The sequence below is a fragment of the Streptomyces sp. CB02261 genome (assembly GCF_001905665.1).
In the GTDB taxonomy this organism is placed as follows: domain Bacteria; phylum Actinomycetota; class Actinomycetes; order Streptomycetales; family Streptomycetaceae; genus Streptomyces.
On the sequence record NZ_LIVX01000001.1, the window covers coordinates 1,160,245 to 1,178,164 of the forward strand.

The 17,920-nt window shown below is 73.6% G+C and carries 12 protein-coding genes and 1 other RNA gene; 4 read left to right on the forward strand and 9 right to left on the reverse strand.

The window, feature by feature from the left end; genetic code table 11:
* Positions 1 to 30: 30 nt before the first annotated feature.
* The gene (locus tag AMK29_RS05260) at positions 31 to 1,344 is read left to right on the forward strand and encodes an MFS transporter (protein ID WP_079196752.1); all 1,314 of its coding nucleotides are present in this window, start codon (positions 31 to 33) and stop codon (positions 1,342 to 1,344) included.
* 95 nt (positions 1,345 to 1,439) lie between these two features.
* On the opposite strand, the gene ssrA is transcribed toward AMK29_RS05260, so the two are convergent.
* The 5 genes from ssrA to ftsE form a co-directional block, all read right to left on the reverse strand.
* Positions 1,440 to 1,832: a transfer-messenger RNA gene (gene ssrA / locus AMK29_RS05265) on the reverse strand.
* A 100-nt stretch (positions 1,833 to 1,932) separates the two neighbouring features.
* Complete coding sequence (gene smpB / locus AMK29_RS05270) at positions 1,933 to 2,472, reverse strand: SsrA-binding protein SmpB (RefSeq protein WP_073808017.1); 540 nt, start codon at positions 2,470 to 2,472, stop codon at positions 1,933 to 1,935.
* 18 nt (positions 2,473 to 2,490) lie between these two features.
* Positions 2,491 to 3,678, reverse strand: coding sequence for a S41 family peptidase (locus tag AMK29_RS05275; protein ID WP_073808019.1), 1,188 nt, complete (start codon positions 3,676 to 3,678; stop codon positions 2,491 to 2,493).
* A 78-nt stretch (positions 3,679 to 3,756) separates the two neighbouring features.
* Positions 3,757 to 4,677, reverse strand: coding sequence for a permease-like cell division protein FtsX (gene ftsX / locus AMK29_RS05280; RefSeq protein WP_073808021.1), 921 nt, complete (start codon positions 4,675 to 4,677; stop codon positions 3,757 to 3,759).
* A gap of 29 nt (positions 4,678 to 4,706) precedes the next feature.
* The gene (gene ftsE, locus AMK29_RS05285) at positions 4,707 to 5,396 is read right to left on the reverse strand and encodes a cell division ATP-binding protein FtsE (protein ID WP_053648390.1); all 690 of its coding nucleotides are present in this window, start codon (positions 5,394 to 5,396) and stop codon (positions 4,707 to 4,709) included.
* Between the two features lie 237 nt (positions 5,397 to 5,633).
* Here ftsE and AMK29_RS05290 point away from each other — a divergent pair, with 237 nt between their 5' ends.
* Positions 5,634 to 5,816, forward strand: a complete 183-nt coding sequence (locus tag AMK29_RS05290) for a hypothetical protein (protein ID WP_030209918.1) — start codon at positions 5,634 to 5,636, stop codon at positions 5,814 to 5,816.
* A 118-nt stretch (positions 5,817 to 5,934) separates the two neighbouring features.
* Here the strand turns inward: AMK29_RS05290 and AMK29_RS05295 are convergent, their stop codons facing one another.
* The 4 genes from AMK29_RS05295 to AMK29_RS05310 all read right to left on the reverse strand — a co-directional run bounded on the left by AMK29_RS05295 (position 5,935) and on the right by AMK29_RS05310 (position 11,414).
* Positions 5,935 to 6,744, reverse strand: coding sequence for an LPXTG cell wall anchor domain-containing protein (locus AMK29_RS05295; protein ID WP_443334049.1), 810 nt, complete (start codon positions 6,742 to 6,744; stop codon positions 5,935 to 5,937).
* A gap of 407 nt (positions 6,745 to 7,151) precedes the next feature.
* On the reverse strand, positions 7,152 to 8,255 hold the full coding sequence (gene prfB / locus AMK29_RS05300) for a peptide chain release factor 2 (RefSeq protein ID WP_073808025.1): 1,104 nt from the start codon (positions 8,253 to 8,255) through the stop codon (positions 7,152 to 7,154).
* 60 nt (positions 8,256 to 8,315) lie between these two features.
* Complete coding sequence (locus AMK29_RS05305) at positions 8,316 to 9,560, reverse strand: serine/threonine-protein kinase (protein WP_073808027.1); 1,245 nt, start codon at positions 9,558 to 9,560, stop codon at positions 8,316 to 8,318.
* 108 nt (positions 9,561 to 9,668) lie between these two features.
* A complete protein-coding gene (locus AMK29_RS05310) occupies positions 9,669 to 11,414 on the reverse strand; it encodes a serine/threonine-protein kinase (RefSeq protein ID WP_073808029.1) in 1,746 nt (581 codons plus the stop codon).
* Between the two features lie 534 nt (positions 11,415 to 11,948).
* On the opposite strand from AMK29_RS05310, the gene AMK29_RS35500 reads away from it, so the two are divergent.
* Entirely contained in the window at positions 11,949 to 16,430 is a 4,482-nt protein-coding gene (locus AMK29_RS35500; RefSeq protein ID WP_107422519.1) for an FtsK/SpoIIIE domain-containing protein, read from the forward strand.
* Between the two features lie 123 nt (positions 16,431 to 16,553).
* A complete protein-coding gene (locus tag AMK29_RS05320) occupies positions 16,554 to 17,918 on the forward strand; it encodes an ABC transporter substrate-binding protein (RefSeq protein ID WP_198942173.1) in 1,365 nt (454 codons plus the stop codon).
* Positions 17,919 to 17,920 lie beyond the last annotated feature (2 nt).

Here is a 17,920-nt window from a genome sequence, read left to right on the forward strand (position 1 = left end):
CGCCCGGCCCGCGCCCGCGAGCCTTGATCCATGCCGCTACCGGAGCTCCCCCCGACCCCGGCGGGCCCGGCCCCCGCCCCCCGCCACGCCGAACGACCGCCGACCACCCCCGGCCACCGCGCAGGCCCGCCCGCCGTCCCCCACGCGCGCGAGAAGCGGCCCGCCGCCGACCGCCCACGGCCGCCCGCCGCCACCCGCAGCCCCTACCTCCGCCTCTTCGCCGTCCCCGGCACCCGCGCCTTCACGGCCGGCAATCTGATCGCCCGGCTGCCCATGGGCATGTTCGGCGTCAGCGCCGTCATCATGATCGCGGCGGCCTACGACTCGTACGCGCTGGCCGGTGCCGTCATCGCCACCGGCACCGGCGCCGGGGCCCTCACCGCCCCCTGGATCGCCCGGCTCGTCGACCGGTACGGCCAGGCGCGGATCGCCGTCCCCGCCACCGCCTACGCGGTCCTGGGCCATCTGACCCTGCTGCTCTGCGTCCACGAGCGGGCGCCCGTCTGGGCCCTCTTCGCCACGACCGCCCTCACCGCCACGAGCCCCAACACGGGCGGCATGTCACGGGCCCGCTGGGCCCACCTCTTCCGGGGCGACCGCGACGCCCTCCACACCGCCAACGCCTTCGAACAGGCCGTCGACGAGCTCTGCTTCATGCTCGGCCCGGTCGTCGCCGCGCTCCTCTGCTCGACCCTCTTCCCCGAGGCGGGCACCCTCGTCGCCGCCACCCTCTTCCTCGGCGGGGTCCTGGTCTTCGCCGCCCAGCGCTCCACCGAACCGCCGGTCGCGCCGCGCACCACCGCCGGATCTCCGCTGCGGGCCCCCGGCATGCTCCCCCTCCTCGCGGTCTTCCTCGCCACCGGGGCGGTCTTCGGGTCCATGGAGGTGGTCACCCTCGCGTACGTGGACGGGCCCGTCGCCGGCCCCGTCCTCGCCCTCCAGGCCGCCGGATCCTGCGCCGCGGGCCTCCTCTACGGCCGCTCCCACCGCACCGTACGGCTGCGCACCTGTCTGACCGCGATGGCCGCCCTGATGACGCTGCCCCTGCTGGCCGCCTCGACCGGTTCGCTGCTCGCCCTCGCCGCCGGTCTCCTGCTCGCGGGCATGGCGACGGCTCCGACGATGGTGACGGGCATGGGGCTGGTCCAGCGCATGACGCCGCCGTCCCAGCTCAACGAGGGCCTGACCCTCGCCGTGACCGCCCTCCTCGGCGGCATCGCGGCCGGCTCCGCCACCGGGGGCTGGGCCGCCGACCACGCCCCGTTCCCCGCCTTCGGCTTCCTGATCCCGGTCGCGGCGGCGAGCCTGGCCCTGGCGCTGTGCGCGACGAGGACGCGGGCATGAGGACGCGGGCATGACGAAGGCCCGGCAGTCTGACGACTGCCGGGCCTTCGCCCACATGGGATGAGGTGTCCGAGCGGGCAAGCCCCTCGGACGCTCGGTGGAGATGGCGGGAATCGAACCCGCGTCCAACGGTACGGAAACAGAGCTTCTCCGTGTGCAGTCCGCTACGAGTTTCTCAGCCCCGGAGATCACGCGGACAAGTCTCCGACGGGCTCAGTCACTGTTTGATTTCCCTCCAACCCCCGTGACCGGGGTGAGAGGTTTAGATCCCTAAATGACGCCAGGATCCGGGTCGGGACCACCCCCGGGCTGACGCTCCTCACAGAGGCTTCTTGTCGTTACCTAAAATTAGGCAGCGAGGGCGAAGCGGGAGTTATCGCTCTTGGAGTTGGCGATTATTGGTTGCGACATATGGTTAACGAGATCATTGCCGCTTCCTCGACACGCTTCCTCTGCATCGGTATCCGCTGTCGAAACCGATCATCCCCATGTTCATTTTTCAAAGCGCACGCCCCTTGCGAGGTGTGCACGGCCCATCGTACGTGACCGACGGCCGCTGTCGCCAGCGTATTACCCGCTGCCGCGCCGCTACGCGATCTTGGCGGCGCGCTGCCTGCGCTTGGCCGCCGCGATGGCCCGGTTGGTCTCACGGGTGTCCTGCTTCTCCCGCAGGGTCTGCCGCTTGTCGAACTCCTTCTTGCCCTTGGCGAGCGCGATCTCGACCTTGACCCGGCCGTTCAGGAAGTAGAGCGCGAGGGGCACGATCGTGTGACCGGTCTCCTGCGACTTCGACTCCAGCTTGTCGATCTCCTCGCGGTGCAGCAGCAGCTTCCGCTTCCGCTTCGCCGAGTGGTTGGTCCAGCTGCCCTGCATGTACTCGGGCACATGGATGTTGTGCAGCCACGCCTCGTGGTTGTCGATCTGCACGAAGCCGTCGACCAGCGAGGCGCGGCCCATCCGCAGCGACTTCACCTCGGTGCCCATGAGGACCACACCGCACTCGTACGTGTCGACGATGTGGTAGTCGTGGCGCGCCTTCTTGTTCTGCGCGATGAGCTTGCGCTCGGGCGCCTTGTCCTGGTTCTTCTTGGCAGGCTTGCCCTGCACGTTCACGAGTCCCTTTGCCATAGTGCGGTCATTTTCGCACTACGAGCCCCCTCCGAGGCCACTCAATACCGTCTTCGCCCGTTCCTCGGCCCGTTCCCCGGCCGCCAGGTCGGGGGTGATGCCCCGGCCGTCCACCGCGTGCCCGGCCGGCGTCCGGTAGTGGCCGACGGTCAGCTCGGCGACGGAACCGTCCGGCAGGGCGCTCGGCATCTGGACCGCGCCCTTGCCGAAGGTGCGCGACCCGACCGTGACCGCCCGGCCCCGGTCCTGGAGGGCGCCGGTGAGCAGCTCCGCCGCGCTCATGGTGCCGCCGTCGATCAGCGCCACCAGGGGCCGGCCGGTGTCGCCGCCGCCCTCCGCGTACACGGCCCGCTGCTCGCCCTCCACGTCGTACGTGGCGACCAGACCGCCGTCGAGGAAGGCGGAGGCGGCCACGGCGGCCTCCGCGACCAGGCCGCCCGCGTTGCCCCGCAGGTCAAGGAGGACACCGGCACCGGCCGGGGCGGCCCGTACGGCGTCACGCACGCGCGTGCCCGCGCCCTTGGTGAAGGCGGCGACCCTGATCAGTAAGGTCCCGTCGTCCAGGCGGCGGACGGTCACCGGATCCGTGGCGAGCCGGGCCCTGCGCAGGGTCTGCGTCCAGGCGGCGCGGCCGCGCTCGACCCGGAGGGCGACGGCCGAGCCGGGCACCCCGTCGCCGCGGAGCAGGGCGACGACCTCCGAGACCGAGAGCCCGTCGACGGTGCGCCCGTCGACGGAGACGAGCCGGTCGCCGGGCCGGAGCCCGGCCCGCTCGGCGGGGCCGCCGGGCTGCACCCGGGTCACCCGGACGCGGTCCTCGCCGGCCCGGCCCGCGGACAGCCCGACGCCGGTGTACGTGCCGTCGAGGGCCTGCTCGAACTCGGCGTACTCCTTCTTGTCGTACACCGCGCCCCAGCGGTCGCCGCTGCGGCTGACGAACTCCTCCGCGGCCTGCTTGCCCGACTTCCCGTCGGCCATGGCCGCGGCGGCGGCGCGGTTCAGGGCGGCGCGGTCGACGGGCGCGCCGGCCGGGGGCCGCTGCCCCGCGCGTGTGGCCGCGCCGGCCGGCTCGCCCGCCGCGTCCTGCCGGGGCAGGGACCCGGTGGCGGCGGCCGTGGCGAGGATCCCGGCGAAGACCAACGTCAGAACGGCCCCACGGAGCACTCCGCGGGGCCGGATACAGAGATGTCCGGTGTCGGCCGACATGCCGCCCACTCTAGGACAAGACGATGGCGCCGCACGGGCTTTGGCCGTACGACGCCATCCGTCGTCAGTGGTCTCTTCTCACACCTTCAGGTACTTGCGCAGCGCGATGAAAGCGGCCACGGCCGGCATGAGGAGCCCGATCGCGATGACGAGCGGCAGCTTGGCGAAGACCGCGTCCCAGCCGATGAAGTTGACCAGCTGCATCTTCTCCGCGAGGGCGATGCCGTGGTCGATCAGGAAGTACCGGCCGACGAGCAGCAGCACACAGGCGACCGCGCCGCCCAGGAGTCCCGCGAACGCGGCCTCCATGATGAACGGCATCTGGATGTAGAAGCTGGAGGCGCCGACGAGCCGCATGATGCCGGTCTCACGGCGGCGGCTGAAGGCCGAGACGCGGACGGTGTTGACGATCAGCATCAGCGCGATGACGAGCATCAGGCCCATGACGCCGAGGGCGGCGATGTTCATGCCGTTCATGAGGTCGAAGAGGTTCTGCAGGATGTTCCGTTGGTCCTGCACCGACTCGACGCCCTCGCGGCCCGCGAAGGCGGTGGCGACCACCTTGTACTTCTCCGGGTCCTTGAGCTTGACCCGGAACGACTCCGGCATCTGGTCCGGCGTGATGACGGAGGCGATGGCGGTGTCGCTGTACTCCTCCTTGTAGTGCTTGAACGCCTCGTCGGCCGACTCGTAGTAGACGGTCTCGACGATGTCCATCTTCTGCAGGTCGGCCTTGATCTGCTCCTTCTGCTGGGCCGTGACCGCGCCCTTGGCGCACTTGCCCGCCGCGGCCGACGCGTCGGCCTTGTTGCAGAGGTAGATGGAGACGTTGACCTTGTCGTACCAGTAGTCCTTCATCGTGCTGACCTGCTCGCGCATGAGCAGCGCGCCGCCGAAGAGGGCGAGCGAGAGGGCCACGGAGACGATGACGGCGAAGGTCATCGTGAGATTGCGCCGGAGACCGACACCGATCTCGGAGAGCACGAACTGAGCGCGCATGGGTCTGCTTTCTCCTACTCGCTACAGGCTCAGTGCTGGTATCCGTAGACGCCGCGCGCCTGGTCGCGGACCAGGCGGCCCTTCTCGAGCTCTATGACGCGCTTGCGCATCTGGTCGACGATGTTCTGGTCGTGGGTCGCCATGACGACGGTGGTCCCTGTCCTGTTGATGCGGTCGAGCAGCTTCATGATGCCGACCGAGGTCTGGGGGTCGAGGTTGCCGGTGGGCTCGTCGGCGATCAGCAGCATCGGCCGGTTGACGAAGGCGCGGGCGATGGCGACGCGCTGCTGCTCACCACCGGACAGCTCGCCCGGCATCCGGTCCTCCTTGCCCCCGAGCCCGACCAGGTCGAGCACCTGCGGCACGGCCTTGCGGATCTCGCCGCGCGGCTTGCCGATGACCTCCTGGGCGAAGGCCACGTTCTGGGCGACGGTCTTGTTGGGCAGCAGGCGGAAGTCCTGGAAGACGGTGCCGAGCTGACGCCGCATGTGCGGCACCTTCCAGTTGGACAGGCGGGCCAGGTCCTTGCCGAGGACGTGCACCTGGCCTTGGCTGGCGCGCTCCTCGCGGAGGAGCAGCCGCAGAAAAGTCGACTTACCGGAGCCGGAGGAACCGACGAGGAAGACGAACTCCCCCTTCTCGATCTCCAGGGAGACATCCCGGAGCGCGGGGCGGTTCTGCTTCGGATAGGACTTGGAGACGTTGTCGAATCGGATCACGGATGCACACCACGGTCGGCCGGGAGTAGGTGTGCGTGACCTTACGCGAACGGGGTGACCCCGCGCAGTCGCGGTCCTGGCTTGCGCGCTTTATCCTTTTCGCCCATCGGGATAGAACAGGGACGATCCGGTGGGGCGCGCCGAAACGCCGACGAGCTGGCACAGTGGTAGGGGGAACGTCCGGGCACCTCCGGGCGTTGTCCTGATGGAGCCCCCAGTGCGGGAGGAGGAGAGCGCATGACCTACGACCGACTGGTGTGCGCCAACTGCGCGGCCCCGGTCGCCGAGGGCCGTTGCCCCGTCTGCCGCGCGAACCGGGAGCGTCTGACCCCGCAGGGTCTCTCGCCCGCGATGCTGCTGACGCTGGCGATCGCCCTGCTGGCCGCGATCGCGCTGCTCGCGGCGGTCCGTACGGCCTAGCCGGGCCGCGCGACGACCACACGAGCCGGAAAGCACGAGGAAGGGCCGGGGAGAATCCCCCGGCCCTTCTTCATGCGCTGGGCGTCATGCGCGTGCGGCGTGCGCGTACGCGGATCGGTCAGACGGCGGCACGGCCGCCGGCGACGAGACGCGGCAGCATACGGAAGCCGATGCCACCGGCGATCATGGTCGCGGCACCGATGACCAGGAACGAGGTCTCGGCCGCACCGGTCTCGGCGAGCTCCTCCTTCGCCTGGCCCTGCTGCACGGGCTGCGAGCCGGCGTTGTTGGTGTCGGTGTTGTTGTTGCCACCGTCCACGCACTCGGCGCCGTCGAGGTCGACGGTGCAGGTGCCGGCGTCACCGGAGTCGCTGGAGCCGCCGTCGGTGGCGTCCGGCGTACCGGGCGTGGTGGAACCGTTGCCGGTTCCGTTCCCGTTCCCGTTGCCGGTTCCGTTGCCGGTTCCGTTGCCGGTTCCGTTCCCGTTCCCGTTGCCGGTTCCGTTGCCGTTGCCGTTCCCGTTGCCGTTGTCATCGCCGTCGCCCGGCTCGACGGGCGGCTCGACGGGCGGGTCCACCGGCGGGTCGACCGGCGGGTCCACCGGCGGGTCCACGGGCGGGTCGACCGGCGGGTCCACGGGCGGGTCCACGGGCGGGTCCACCGGCGGGTCGACCGGCGGGTCCACCGGCGGGTCGACCGGCGGGTCCACCGGCGGGTCCACGGGCGGGTCCACCGGCGGGTCGACGGGCGGGTCGACGGGCGGGTCCACCGGCGGGTCCACCGGCGGCTCCTCGCAGCCGACGTTCTCGGGAAGGCAGACGGGCGGCTCGTCAGGGTTACCGAAGGCCTGCGCGGCACCCGCCGCGGTCAGCGAAGCGCCTGCGGCGATCATGGCGCCGGCCGCGATGCGCACGAAGCGCACTCGCATTTGTCTGGTCATCTAGGTGCTACCCCCAGTAGTCCATCTCGTCATGGGGCAGCGCTCGGGGCCCGCACAGCAGGGGTGGCGTCACGACTGGAACCGGCCCCCGTTCGCACGCGCGCCCCAGAAATGCGCATGCCAGTACGTCACCCTTCCGAGTTTCCGATGAAGCGTCAAGGTCGTTGCGCGTGCGATGCCCGAAAGATCACCGACTGCCCCACATGCGACGATGCAACTGTGACGTAAACCCTGAACTCCGGGCTCCACAGCACCAGTTCCCTTGTCGACAAAGCTCCCGACCCACCCCGATTCCGCTTGCGTCAGCGAATCCGGAGACCGGAGAAACACCCGGGCCGGAACGGCGACGGGCCCCGCACCGAGGGTGCGGGGCCCGAACGCGTACTGCCGTGGGGCTACTTCTCCTGCTGCTTGCGCCAGCGGATGCCCGCCTCGAGGAAGCCGTCGATCTCGCCGTCCAGGACGGACTGCGGGTTGCCGACCTCGAACTCCGTACGGAGGTCCTTGACCATCTGGTACGGGTGGAGGACGTACGAGCGCATCTGGTTGCCCCAGGAGCTGCCGCTGTCCTTGAGGGCGTCCATCTTGGCCCGCTCCTCCTGGCGCTGACGCTCGAGGAGCTTGGCCTGGAGGACGTTCATGGCGCTCGCCTTGTTCTGGATCTGCGAGCGCTCGTTCTGGCAGGAGACCACGATGCCGGTCGGGAGGTGCGTGATGCGCACGGCCGAGTCGGTCGTGTTGACGCCCTGGCCGCCGGGGCCCGAGGCGCGGTAGACGTCGATGCGCAGCTCCGACTCGTCGATCTCGACGTGGTCGGAGGACTCGACGACCGGCAGGATCTCGACACCGGCGAAGGAGGTCTGGCGGCGGCCCTGGTTGTCGAAGGGCGAGATGCGGACCAGGCGGTGGGTGCCCTGCTCGACGGAGAGGGTGCCGTAGGCGTACGGCGCCTTCACCACGAAGGTGGTCGACTTGATGCCGGCCTCTTCCGCGTACGAGGTCTCGTAGATCTCGGTCGAGTAGCCGTGGCGCTCCGCCCAGCGCAGGTACATGCGCTGGAGCCGCTCGGCGAAGTCGGAGGCGTCGACGCCGCCCGCCTCCGCGCGGATGTTGACCAGGGCCTCGCGCTCGTCGTACTCGCCGGAGAGGAGGGTGCGGACCTCCATCTCGTCGAGGGCCTTGCGGACGGAGGTCAGCTCCGTCTCGGCCTCGGCGAGGGTGTCCGGGTCGTCCATCTCCTCCGCGAGCTCGAAGAGCACCGCGAGGTCGTCGATGCGCCCGCGCAGGGTCTCGGCCTTGCGGACCTCGGCCTGGAGGTGCGAAAGCTTGCTCGTGATCTTCTGCGCCGCCTCCGGGTCGTCCCACAGGGACGGGGCCGCGGCCTGCTCCTCGAGCACGGCGATGTCGGCCCTCAGCTTCTCGAGGTCCAGGACGGCCTCGATCGACCCCATGGTCGAGGAGAGGGACTTCAGCTCTTCTGATACATCGACGACTGCCACGCGTCCAGCGTAACGGCTCCGGGCGAGGAGCCGAACCTTTGGCCACCGCGGCGGGGGCGGCTACGGCACGGAGGACTGCTTCGAGTCCTGCGGCGGGGTGTCCGCGTCCCCGGAGGCCACCAGGTAGCCGCCGGTGCCCAGCGCGCCCGCGACGACGACCGCGGCGACGGCCAGGGTGATCCGGCGCTTGCGGACCGCCTCCGCCTTGTGGCGGGCCGAGCCGGGGCGGCGGGCGCCGGCGGGACGCGGGGCCCTCGCGGTGCCGAGGGGACCGCCCGAGAGCTCGTCGGGGGCCGGGACCCGCATGGAGGTGTGGGTGTCGCGGTTGGAGTCGGCCGAGGCGCCGGGGACGAGGGGGACGGCGGCCCGGCGCGGGCCGGGCTCACCGGCGGCCGTACCGGTGGCGTACGCCTCCGGCTCCGGTTCCGTCGCCGGTGCCGTCTCCTCCGGGTCCAGCTCGTCGACGTCGAGCGGCGGCATGCCCTTGAGCAGCGGCAGGACGTCCTTGAGGCGGGCGGCGAGCTCGGAGGCGCGCAGCCGGGAGGCCGGGGCCTTCGCCAGGCACTGGACGATCAGCTGCCACAGCTCCTCGGGGATGCCGGGCAGCGGGACGACGGTCTCGGTGACGTGGCGGCGCAGGACGGCGCCGGGGTGGCCGCCGCCGAAGGGGGTGAAGCCGGCGAGCAGCTCGTACAGGACCGTCGCGAGGGCGTAGATGTCGACGGCGGCGCGCGGCGGGAGGCCCTCGACGATCTCGGGGGCGAGGTAGTCGGGGGTGCCGATGATCCGGGTGGCCTTGGTCCGGCCGGGGGTGTCGATCAGCTTGGCGACGCCGAAGTCGGTGAGCAGGGCGGGGTGGGCGCCGCCGGGGCCTAGCGGGCCCTCCATGTCGAGCAGGATGTTCTCGGGCTTGACGTCCCGGTGGACGACCCCGGCGGCGTGCGCGGCGGCGAGGGCGTCGGCGACGTCGGCGGTGATCGCGACGGCGGCCTCGGGGGCGAGCCGCCGTTCCCGGTCGAGGCGGGTGCGCAGGTCGGTGCCCCGCACGAGGTCCATCACGAGGGCCAGGTCGTTGCCGTCGACGACGAGGTCGCGGACCTGGACCACCCGGGGGTGGTCGAGGCCGAGCAGGGCGGTGCGCTCCTGGACGAAACGGCCGACGAGCTCCTGGTCGGAGGCCAGGTCCTCGCGCAGCAGTTTGACGGCGACGGGACCCTCGGGCCCCTCGCCGAGCCACACCGTTCCTGCACTGCCCCGCCCGAGGATCTGGTGGGTGGTGTAGCGGCTGCCGATGTTCCGTGCCAAGACTGCTCCCTCAGCGGCTGCGGTTCGCGAGCAAAGTTACGCGTCCGCAGCCGCCGGTCGTCACTTCCGAAGGGAAATCACCCCTCGGAAGTCGATAAATCGGCAGTATTACTGCCCCGTACCGCCGGTAGTACCCCCGGAGCCGGTGCTCTCGCCGATCGAGGAGATCCAGTCGGTGACCGTCGAGATGCCGTCGCCGATGGCCTGCCAGTAGCTCTTGCCCTCGGCGATCCAGTCCTGGAGCGGGGTCAGCTCCCAGACGAGCCAGCCCGCGACCACGAACAGGACGATCATGACCAGGCAGCCCTTGAGGCAGCCGAGGCCGGGGATCCGCACCGGGTTGGCGCTGCGCTGACGCGGCGGGCGCGGCTCGCGGCGTGGCGCCGGGGCCTGGGGCGGCGGCTGCGGCGGGGTGTACTGCTGCTGGGGCTGCGCGTACTGCTGCGGGGCGGGCGGCGGCGCGTACTGCTGGGGCTGGTGCTGCGGCTGGTGCTGCGCCTGCTGCTGGTACGGCTGGGGGGCGGGCCGCTGCGGGGGCCGCTGCTGCTGGTACGGCTGCGGCGGCTGCTGCTGCCCGTACGCCCCCGGCTGCTGCCGGTCCTGCGGCGGCTGCTGCGGCTGCTGCGGCTGCCGCTGCGGGCGCCGGCGCAGCGGGTCCTGGCTCGGGTCCAGGTACTGCACCTGCGTCTGCTCGTTGCGGTCGCGGGCGGCGCGCAGCTGGCTCTGCCAGGGGTGCGGCTCCTCGGACTGCGCCCCCTGCCCGGACTGCGGCGGCCCCGGCGGCACGGGCGGCATGACGGCCGTGGGATCGGCGGCGCCCGCCGGTCCGCTGGTCGGCATGACGCTGGTCGCGCCCGCGGGGTCGAACCGCGGCGCCCCGGCGCCGCTGGGCAGCACCTGGGTGGGGTCCGCGGCCCCCGGCGTCTCGGGGACGGGCGCGGGCGCGGGGTCCGGCGCGAGCAGCGCTCCCACGCCGTCCGCCGCCTCGATCTGGGCGGGCGTGGCGTGCACGCCGATGCCGGCGGCGACCGCGCGCAGACCGCGGGCCAGGTTGACGGCGCTCGGACGCCGGTCCGGGTCCTTGCTGAGGCAGCGCTCTATCACCGTCCACAGCGGGCCCGGCACGGTCGAGGGGCGGCGGGGCTCCTCGCTGAGGTGCCGGTGGAGGACCTCGAGGGCGGTGCCGCCCGCGAACGGGGGCCGGCCCGTGACCAGCTCGTAGAGGAGGATGCCCGCGCCGTAGATGTCGACGGCGGAGGTCTGCGGGCGGCCCTCGGCGGACTCGGGCGCCACGTACGCGGGCGTGCCGACGAATTCGTGGGTCCGGGTCAGGCCCGGGGAGTCCGCGAGGCGCGCGATGCCGAAGTCGGTGAGCATCGGGTGCATCTGGCCGCCCTGCTCGGCGAGCAGCACGTTGGCCGGCTTGAGGTCGCGGTGCACGACGCCGTCGGCGTGGCTCGCGGCGAGCGCGTCGGCGATCTGGGCGGTCAGGAGAGCGGCGGCGACCGGGGTGAGCGGGCCGCTGTCCCTGATGTACCGGTGCAGGTCGGGACCGTCGACGAGGTCCATGACGAGCGCGAGGACGTCGCCCTCGACCACCAGGTCGCGGGTGCGGACGATGTTCGGGTGGGTGAGCCGGAGCAGCACGGACCGCTCGCGCAGGAAGCGCATCACGATGTCCGCGTCGTTGGCCAGCTCCTCCTTGAGGACCTTGATCGCCACGGTCTCACCGGGCTGGCCGGGCACGGCCGCCTCGGCGCCCGCCGTCTCCCGCTGGCGGGCTCGCCAGACGGTGCCCGTGGCGCCGCGGCCGAGCGGCTCCTCGAGCAGGTACTTGCTGCCGATAGGCCGCACGTCACGCGCTCCCTGCTGTCCGTGGTCGGGGCTGCTCCGGTGATGTCCCCGGGGTCCCTGTCCTCTGTTGTGACCCGTCCGGGTGTCCGACCCACTTTAGTGCCGCCGAACGGGGTACCGGCGGGTCGTCCACAGGGCGATTCCGATGCCGGTCGGCGGAGTCACCGGGTGTTCCTCGGGGTGGGAGCCCGGGCGCCGGGGCGCCGAGACGGTCCCGGTTCCCGTCCTGGAACGACCGGCCACCTGTCCGGAAGAAGACGCTCCTGAGACCGCGACGGTTGCCGGGCACCTTCCGATGGCATGCTCAACCAGGCATTTTTACGTCCACAGCCGACCAATCAAGATCACTTCCGGCCGACCCGGGGGCGGGCTGTCGGTGGCAGGTGCGAGGATGCCTCCAGCACGTCGCGTCGAGGGGTCGGGAGCCCCCGCGCCGTGCCGACCTGTACCGGACGACGCGTCCGTGCCGGGTGGGGGGAGTCACAGGGCGGTCCCCCTGCCGGGCATGTCGCGCAGAAGGGACCGCTGACGGCGATGCAGATCCGGCTGACCGTCCTCGCGCCGTACGCCGGCCACGGCACCGGGCGCGCCTGCGACGTGCTCGTCACGGCCCCCGCCGGGACGGCCCTCGCCGCCGTGGCATCGAATCTCGCCGCGGCCGTCACGGGCCCCGACACCTCCGCCTCCGGCACGACCGTGCTCTACGCGGGCGCGGAGCGGCTCGACCCCCGTCGCACCGTCCTCGGCGAGCCGCCGCTGGTCGACGGCGCCGTGCTCTCGCTCCAGGTCCCTGGACCGGACGACCGCGTCGGCGAGAAGGCCTCCGCCCGGCTGCACGTGGTGGCGGGTCCGGACGCGGGCGGGGTGCACCTGCTGCACGGCGGACCGATCAGAATCGGCCGTTCCGTCGACGCCGACGTTCCGCTCGACGACCCGGACGTCTCCCGTGCCCACTGCGTGGTGACCGTCGGCGAGGACGGCCGGGTCACGGTCGCCGACCGCGGCTCGACGAACGGCACGACCCTCGACGGCGAGCCGGTCGGCGACCGCCCGGTGCGGTTCGCGCCGGGCGCGCTGCTGCGGCTCGGCGAGTCGGCCCTCCGCCTGACCGGCGCGGGCGACGACCTGCGCGGTACGGACGCGAGGGCGACGGCCCCGGACGGCGAGGGCCATCTGCGGATCGCGTGCGGAGCGGGCGGCCCGGACGGGACGGCTCGGACCGACCGGCCGGCGCACGCGGGCGTGCCCGGCGCGGCTCCCGGCCTTCCCACGGACGACGCCACCCACGGCGGCGCGGGCGGTGCCCTGTACGGCGGCGCGGCCTCGGAGGCGTACGCCGACCCGTACGACGCCGCTCCCCCGGGTGACCTCGGCGACGGACCGGAGGACCCCGCCGCCGACGGGGCCCGGCAGACCCGGGGCGAGGCCCCGACCGCCCCCACGCGCGCGGGTGGCAGGCGCGGGCTCGGCGCCTGGGCCAGACGTCTGGCGGGCGGCCGCGAGGAGCTCCCGGCGTCCGCCGCGGGCCCCCGCACCGCCCCGGACACCCACGCCGGCGCCCGGCCCGGCACCCGCGCGCGGGACGGCGTGCCCGCGCCCGGCCCCGCGGCCGACACCTGGCCCGACCCGGCCACCCTCCTGCTCACCGCCCTCGGCCCCGGCCCCCGGCTCTGGGAGCGCGACGAGGACCACCCCGAGTCCCTGGTGGTCCGGCTCGGCACGACGGACCGCGCGGAGCTCTCCGGCGTGCCCGTCACCGTGGGACTGCGCGAGGCCGGCTCCCTCGGCCTCGCGGGCCCCGCCGACCGGCTCGCCGGACTCACCCGGTCGGTGGTCGCCCAGCTCGCCGCCCTGCACTCCCCCTCCGACCTGGAGATCGTGCTGATCAGCGCCGACCGGAACCGCTCGCTCGACGAGCGGCGCCGTGCCTGGGGCTGGCTCGGCTGGCTCCCGCACGTCCGGCCGGCCCACGGCCAGGACTGCCGCCTGCTCCTGGCGTACGACCGCGAGCAGGCCCAGGCCCGTACGGCGGAGCTGACCCGAAGGCTCGACGACGGCCCGCTCGGCCCCGGCTGGCCCAGCGCCGACCGCGCGTCCGTCGCCGAGGCCGCAGCCCGCCACGAGGGACCGCGTACGGTCGTGGTCGTCGACGGCGACCCGGGTTCGGCGGCGCTCCGCGAGACGGTGGCGCGGCTGGCCGGAGCGGGTGCGGCCGCCGGTATCCACCTCCTGTGCCTCGCCGAGGCGCCCTCGGCCTCCCCGGTCTCGCCGGTGGCCGCCACCTACGAGACCGCCTGCGCCGCGTCGCTCGCGTTCCGCGAGTGCGGAGCCGCCGTGCTCCTCAGCGGCGACGTGGCGACGGCGCTGCGGCTGCTGCGGACCGCCGGCGGCCGGGTCGCGGGCCATGGCACCGTCGGCGTGGTCGACGCGGTGTCCGTCGCGTGGGCCGAGCGGTTCGGGCGCGCGCTGGCCCCCCTGCGTACGGACACGACGGCGGTCCCGGGGGCCCGTGCCGCCGCCCTGCCCCCGTCGGCACGGCTCCTTGACGAGCTCGGACTCGCCCGCGCCACCCCCGCCTCCCTGATGGCCCGCTGGGCCTCCGCCGGTGACGGTACGGCGGTGCTGGGCGCCGGTCCGCGCGGCCCGCTCGCGGTGGACCTCACCCGGGAGGGCCCGCACCTGCTGATCGAGGGCCCCGCGGGAAGCGGCCGGACGGAGCTCCTCCGCTCGATCGCCGCCTCGCTCGCGGCCGGCGGGCGCCCCGACCGGCTCGGCCTGCTCCTGGTGGACGGGGCGGGCGGTGAGCGCGGCGAAGGACTCGCGGCCTGTACGGAGCTGCCGCACGTCACCGAGCACCTGGTCGCCTCGGACCCGGTGCGGATGCGGGAGTTCGCGCAGGCGCTCGGCGCGGAGCTGAAGCGCCGGGCGGAGCTCATCGGCGACGGCCACTTCGCCGACCGCCGGGGCACGCGCGGGAACGACCGGCTGATCGGCCAGCGCGCCCCGAGCGCGGCGGAGTCCGTGCCCCAGGGGGCCCGCGCGACCGTCCGGCTCCAGGACGCCGACGACGTCGACGGCCGGACCAGCGGCCGCACGCTGCGCACGGGCGACGGCACGATCGGCGCCCTCCCGAGAAGCCGCGGCGGACGCGCGGACGACCTCGGCGGCCGCCCCAGCGGCCGGATCACGTACGGCACCCCCGAAGGCCGGGCGAACGGCCGCCCCACACCCCCCGAGGAGCGGGACACCGGCAGAACGCCCTACCCCGGCGACCTGGACGACCGCCCCGGCGCCCGGACCGCGCACCCGGCCGACGACTCCCGCCCCAGCGGCCGAACCCCGTACCCGGGCGACGTCGACCACCGCGCCAGCGGCCGTACTCCGTACCCCGGCGACCTCGACAGGCGACCGAGCAGCCGCACTTCCCGCACGGGCGACCTCGACAGCCGCGCCAGCGGGCGGACTTCGCACCCGGGCGACCTCGACTCCCGAGCCAGCGGCCGAACCCCCTACCCCGGCGACCACGACAACCGCCCCGGCGGCCGAACCCCGTACCCCGGCGACGTCGACAACCGCCCCAGCAGCCGCACTCCCCGCACGGGCGACCTCGACAGCCGCGCCAGCGGCAGGACTTCGTACCCGGGCGACCTCGACTCCCGCCCCAGCGGCCGAAACCCCTACCCCGGCGACCTCGACAGCCGCGCCAGCGGGCGGACTTCGCACCCGGGCGACCTCGACAGCCGCGCCAGCGGCCGAACCCCGTACCCCGGCGACCTCGACTCCCGTCCCAGCGGCCGAACCCCGTACCCCGGCGACCACGACAACCGCCCCGGCAGCCGCACTTCGTACCCGGGCGGCGACGATCTCGGGGCCCGTCCGAGCGGCCGGACCGCGTACCCCGGGGGCGACCTCGGGGCCCGTCCCAGCAGTCGTACGCTCCGCACGGGCGACGGCGACCTCGGCGACCAGCCGAGCGGCCGCGCCCCCCGCGCGCGGACCGGCGGCCTCACGGACCACTCCGGCGAACGCGTATCCCGGCCGGGAGCCGAGGACCGCGGCGGCCACCCCGGCGGACGCAGCCCCCGCCCCGGAGCCGAGGACCTCGGCGGCCCCTCCAGCGGACGCGTCCCCCGCCCCGCAGCCGGCGACCTCACCGACCACCCCAGCGGACGCGTACCCCGCCCCGGAGACGGCTCCCTCGACGGGCGGTCCGGTGTCCGGGCGCGGCCCGACGCCCTTCTGGCCGACTCGCCCAGTGGCCGGTTGCCGCGGCGGGACGGCGGTGCGCTCGACGACCGCCCGAGCAGCCGCACCCTGCGGACGGGCGACGGCGACCTCACCGAGCGTCCGAGCGGGCGCGTGCCCCGCCCCGCCGGGGAGGATTCCGGGGGCCGGAGCTCCCGGGCGGCCGGGGACGAGGCCGGCGGCCGGATTCCCCGTCCCGCCACCGGCGAGCCGCAGGCCAGGGCAGGGGGCCCCGCCCACCTTCCCCGGCTCGTCGTCCTCGTCGACGACTTCGACGCCCTGGTCGCCCCCGCGCTCGGCGCCTCCGGCCGGCCCGCCGCGGGCTCGGTCGTGCGGGCCCTGGAGGCGGTCGCGCGCAACGGCGAGCGGCTCGGCGTGCACCTCGTCGCGACCTCCGCGCGCCCGGACCGGACCGCCGACACGGAGCTGGCGCACGGAGCCCGGCTGCGGATCGTGCTCGACGCGCCCCCGGTGACCGCCGGGCCCGACGTGCCGGCGGCCGGACGCGGGCGCCTCGGGCATCCGGACGGCCGGGTCACCCCCTTCCAGGCGGGCCGCGTCACCGGCCGGATCCCCCGGACGGCGACGCTCCGCCCGACGGTCGTGCCGCTGGAGTGGGAGCGCATGGGCGATCCGCCCACCCGCCGCCCGGTCCGCGAGCTGGGCAACGGGCCGACGGATCTGGCGCTCCTGGCGAGCGCGCTCGACCGGGCCGCCCGCTCGGTCGAGGCGACTCCCGTGCCCCCGCTGACCCCCTCGCCCCACGGCTGACGCCACGTCACGAGGCCGTCACGATCGCCCGCTTGACACGGAAGGCGGTATTGCGGGGCCCCGCCACCCGGCGTAGACCTGTCGGCACGGGACAGCGACGCGCACAGGAGAGACGGGGCAGCGATGCGTACAACTCTTCGTCCACGCAAGGCCGCAGTGAGCATGACGGCGTTCGCCGCGCTCGCCGCACTCGCCCTCGCGGCGTGCGGCGGCGGCGGGGCCGAGAAGAAACCGGGGGACACCGCGCCCAGTGGCGGCGCGCTCCCCCTCAAGGGCGAGAAGATCGAGGTCGCCGCCGTCTGGACGGGACCGGAGCAGGAGAACTTCACGAAGGTTCTGCGGGAGTTCGAGAAGCGCACGGGAGCGACCGTCACCTTCGTGCCGGCCCAGGACCCGATCGTGAACTTCCTCGGCACGAAGATCGCGGGCGGTTCGCCGCCCGACGTGGCGATGCTCCCGCAGGTCGGCGCGATCCAGCAGGCCGCCGCCCAGAAGTGGCTCAAGCCGGTCGGCCCGGAGGTCAAGGCCCAGCTGGCGGCGAACTACTCCCGCGGCTGGCAGGAGCTCGGCGCGGTCGACGGCACCCAGTACGGGGTCTACTTCAAGGCCGCCAACAAGTCCCTGGTCTGGTACAACGCCGCCGTCTTCGAGAACGCGGGCGCCACCGAGCCGAAGACCTGGAAGGAGTTCCTCAGCACGGCCGAGACGATCTCGGCCTCCGGCGTCACCCCGGTCTCGGTCGGCGGCGCGGACGGCTGGACCCTCACCGACTGGTTCGAGAACGTCTACCTCTCCCAGGCCGGCCCGGCCAAGTACGACCAGCTGGCGAAGCACACGATCAAGTGGACCGATCCGTCGGTCACCGCGGCCCTGACCACGCTCGCCGAACTCTTCGGCAAGCCGGCGCTGCTCGCCGGCGGGACGAGCGGCGCGCTGCAGACGGAGTACCCGGTCTCGGTCACCCAGACCTTCACCGGCGGCGACCAGCCCAAGGGGGCGATGGTCTTCGAGGGCGACTTCGCCGCGGTGAACATCGCGCAGACGAAGGCGAAGATCGGTACGGACGCGAAGGTCTTCCCGTTCCCCACCGTCGGCGCGGGCTCCAGCCCGGTGGTGACGGCCGGCGACGCGGCCGTGGCCCTGAAGGACACCAAGGGCGCGCAGGCGCTGCTCGCCTTCCTCGCCTCCCCGGACGCGGCGAAGATCTGGGCGGCCGAGGGCGGCTTCCTCTCCCCGAACAAGAACCTGGACCCGGCGGCGTACCCGAACGACGTCCAGCGCGAGATCGCGAAGGCGCTCATCGGCGCCGGTGACGCCTTCCGCTTCGACATGTCGGACCAGATGCCGCAGTCCTTCGGCGGGACGCCGGGCAAGGGCGAGTGGAAGGCGCTCCAGGACTTCCTGAAGAACCCGAAGGACATCGCGGGGACGCAGGCACGTCTGGAGGCGGACGCGGCGAAGGCGTACCGGGCCGCGGCGAAGGGCTGAGG